At 66.0% G+C, this 2,758-nt stretch carries 3 protein-coding genes and 1 pseudogene; all 4 read left to right on the top strand.

The window, feature by feature from the left end; genetic code table 11:
• Nucleotides 1-815 (top strand): amidohydrolase family protein (locus tag VFA16_RS09015; protein WP_324967478.1); only part of this gene is annotated, 815 nt, incomplete at its 5' end.
• Entirely contained in the window at nucleotides 799-1,221 is a 423-nt protein-coding gene (locus VFA16_RS09010) for a nuclear transport factor 2 family protein (RefSeq protein ID WP_324967477.1), read from the top strand. The genes VFA16_RS09015 and VFA16_RS09010, both read left to right, overlap by 17 nt.
• Nucleotides 1,218-2,315, top strand: coding sequence for an acyl-CoA dehydrogenase family protein (locus VFA16_RS09005; RefSeq protein ID WP_324967476.1), 1,098 nt, complete (start codon nucleotides 1,218-1,220; stop codon nucleotides 2,313-2,315). Before VFA16_RS09010 ends, VFA16_RS09005 begins: the two co-directional genes overlap by 4 nt.
• Nucleotides 2,316-2,365: 50 nt before the next feature.
• Nucleotides 2,366-2,758: pseudogene (locus VFA16_RS09000) on the top strand (acyl-CoA dehydrogenase); the annotation flags it as partial.

The following is a 2,758-nucleotide window of genomic DNA, read 5'->3' as shown; positions in this document are numbered from 1 at the left end:
CGGCCGGTCATGCCATCACGCCCACGGGCGGGCATTTGGACCCGACGATGTTTCAGGCGCTCGCACCCGGCGTACTGCCGCTCACAGTCGAGGAAGGCATCGCCAACGGCGTCGACGAAGTGCGCAAAGCGGTGCGTTACCAGATCAAGCACGGCGCCCAGCTGATCAAAGTGTGCGCATCGGGCGGTGTCATGTCATTGACGGGTCCGCCTGGTGCCCAACATTATTCGGACGACGAGCTGCGAGCCATCGTCGACGAGGCGCATCGGCGCGGTCTGCGCGTCGCTGCACACACGCACGGCGCCGATGCCGTCAAGCACGCGGTGGCGGCCGGGATCGACTGCATCGAACACGGTTTCCTGGTCGACGACGACGCGATCGCGCTGATGGTGCGCCAGGGCACCTTCCTGGTGACGACGCGGCGGCTTGCCGATGCGATGGACGTGACCCACGCGCCGCCCGAGCTGCAAGCAAAGGCAGCCGAAATGTTTCCGCGGGCGCGCAAATCCGTGGTGGCCGCTTACGAGGCAGGGGTCAAGATCGCTGTCGGCACCGATGCACCGGCAATTCCCCACGGCCGCAACGCCGACGAACTCGTCACGCTTGTCGAGCTCGGCCTGCCGCCGGCGGCGGTGCTGCGCGCCGCGACGGTCACCGCCGCCGAGCTCATCGATGCCACCGACCGCGGCAGGCTGGCCGAGGGGCTGCTCGCAGACGTCATCGCGGTGCCGGGAAATCCATTGGAAGACATAGCCGTTACCCAGCACGTGCAGTTCGTCATGAAAGGCGGCAAGGTGTATGCCAACAAGAACTGACGACCTCGTCGAGATCCAGCAGCTGCTTGCCCGCTACGCAGTCACCATCACCCAACAGGACATCGACGGCCTTATCCAGGTTTTCACGCCGGACGGCACTTACAGCGCTTTCGGGGAGACCTATCACCTAGACAAGTTCCCGGAGCTGGTCGCGGCCGCGCCGAAAGGCTTGTTCCTCACGGGGACAGCGTTGGTCGACATCGATGGTGACACCGCGAGCGGCACTCAGCCGCTGTGCTTCATCGAGCACGCAACCCATGACATGCGCATCGGCTACTACCGCGACACGTATGCCCGCACCGCCGAAGGCTGGCGACTGAAAACCCGTGCCATGACCTTCATCCGTCGCAGCGGCGTCCATGACTCGGGGCGCCCCCACGCAGTCGGGCGCCCGTCGCCGACATGAACGTCGAGCAGTTCCGGGCGGATCTGCGTGCGTGGCTCGGCGACCACGACCTGACACCGGGGCCGGATCGTTCGCTCGAAGGCCATATGCGCCAACTCGCCCGAGTCCACTCGGCGCTCTATGCGGCCGGGTGGATGCGCTACGGCTGGCCGGTCGACGTCGGCGGATTGGGCGGCCCCCCGATACTGCGGGCGATTGTCGGAGAGGAAGTAGTCGGTCGCGGTCTGGCCGAGCCGGGCCCGTACTCGATGGTCGAGGTGCTCGCCCCCACCATGATCGACTACGCGCCTCCAGACCTCGCCGCGGAAATGGTGCCGCGCCTTCTGAGCGGTCAGGAGCAATGGTGTCAGGGGTTTTCCGAACCGGGCTCGGGCAGCGACCTGGCATCGCTGTCCACCCGTGCTAAGCCGCGTGGCAACAAGGGGGAAGCCTGGATCGTCAACGGTCAGAAGGTCTGGACCAGCTTCGCGCAATACTCGACCCGCTGCGTGCTGCTGACCCGCACCGCAGCCGGCCACGACGGGATCACGGCGTTCTTCGTCGACATGAACACGCCCGGTATCACGGTCCGGCCGCTGCGCACGATGCACGACGTCGACGAATTCTGCGAGGTGTATTTCGACGACGTGGTGGTCCCGGCTGGCCGCATGCTGGGCAGGCCGGGAGACGGCTGGCGGCTGGCGATGGACCTGTTGCCCTACGAGCGCTCGACCTGCTTTTGGCAGCGGATCGCTTACCTCTATTCACGATTCGATCGACTTATCGCTGAGGTGAACGACCCCGCCGATTACGACCTCGGATCGGCGTATCTGGCGCTGCACGTCTTGCGCTGCCGATCGCGTGCAACGCTGCACCGGCTGGCCGAGGGGCAGCGGCTGGGTCCGGAGACCTCGATCGACAAGGTGCTGTTGGCCACTGCCGAGCAACGGTTGTATGACACGGCCCGCGATCTGCTGCCGGGTGTCATCGAGCTCGACGACACCTCGTGGCGGACCGAGTTTTTGTACTCGCGCGCGGCGACCATCTATGGCGGCACCGCGGAGATCCAGCGCAATATCATCGCGCGCCGGCTTTTGGACTTGGGCAAGGAGTGAACGTGGACACCGAGTCCCTGCAGCTGCTCGAGGATGCGCTACGCAAGACGATGACCGCAGTGTCGGGCCGACAGCTCGACGAGGCGCTAGCCGAACTGGGCTGGCTCGACATGCTGGCCGAAATGCGGGACACCGCTATCCCGTTGGTATTCCGTCTGCTTGGTGAGACCGGTGCTCATGCGCCGGTGCTGAATGACGTCGTGCTGTGTGCCGCTGGACGTGACGGCGGCGGCACGGTGCCGCTGCCGTTCGCGGGTGGGTCGTGGGTGGTCTGGGAACGCACCGACGAGGCAGGCTCGACGTTGGGCGGTGACCTTCCGATTCACCGTGTGTCCGTGGGTGATCCGGTGCCGTTGGCCGTGGGCCAGCGAGCGCTGGGATGGTGGCTGCTCGGCAGCAGCCGAGCCATGCTTGCACTGGCACGCCAGCATGCCCTCGACCGG

Origin of the sequence: Mycobacterium sp. (assembly GCF_035653355.1) — a bacterium.
Classification (GTDB): Bacteria; Actinomycetota; Actinomycetes; order Mycobacteriales; family Mycobacteriaceae; genus Mycobacterium.
The sequence above is the reverse complement of the archived record's forward strand: the minus strand, read 5'-3'. Positions and strand labels throughout refer to the sequence as shown.

What these genes read in the sequence shown, in the direction of transcription:
- VFA16_RS09010 (WP_324967477.1), top strand. Translation starts at nt 799, where the DNA reads ATGCCAACAAGAACTGACGACCTCGTCGAGATCCAGCAGCTGCTTGCC.
- VFA16_RS09005 (WP_324967476.1), top strand. Translation starts at nt 1,218, where the DNA reads ATGAACGTCGAGCAGTTCCGGGCGGATCTGCGTGCGTGGCTCGGCGAC.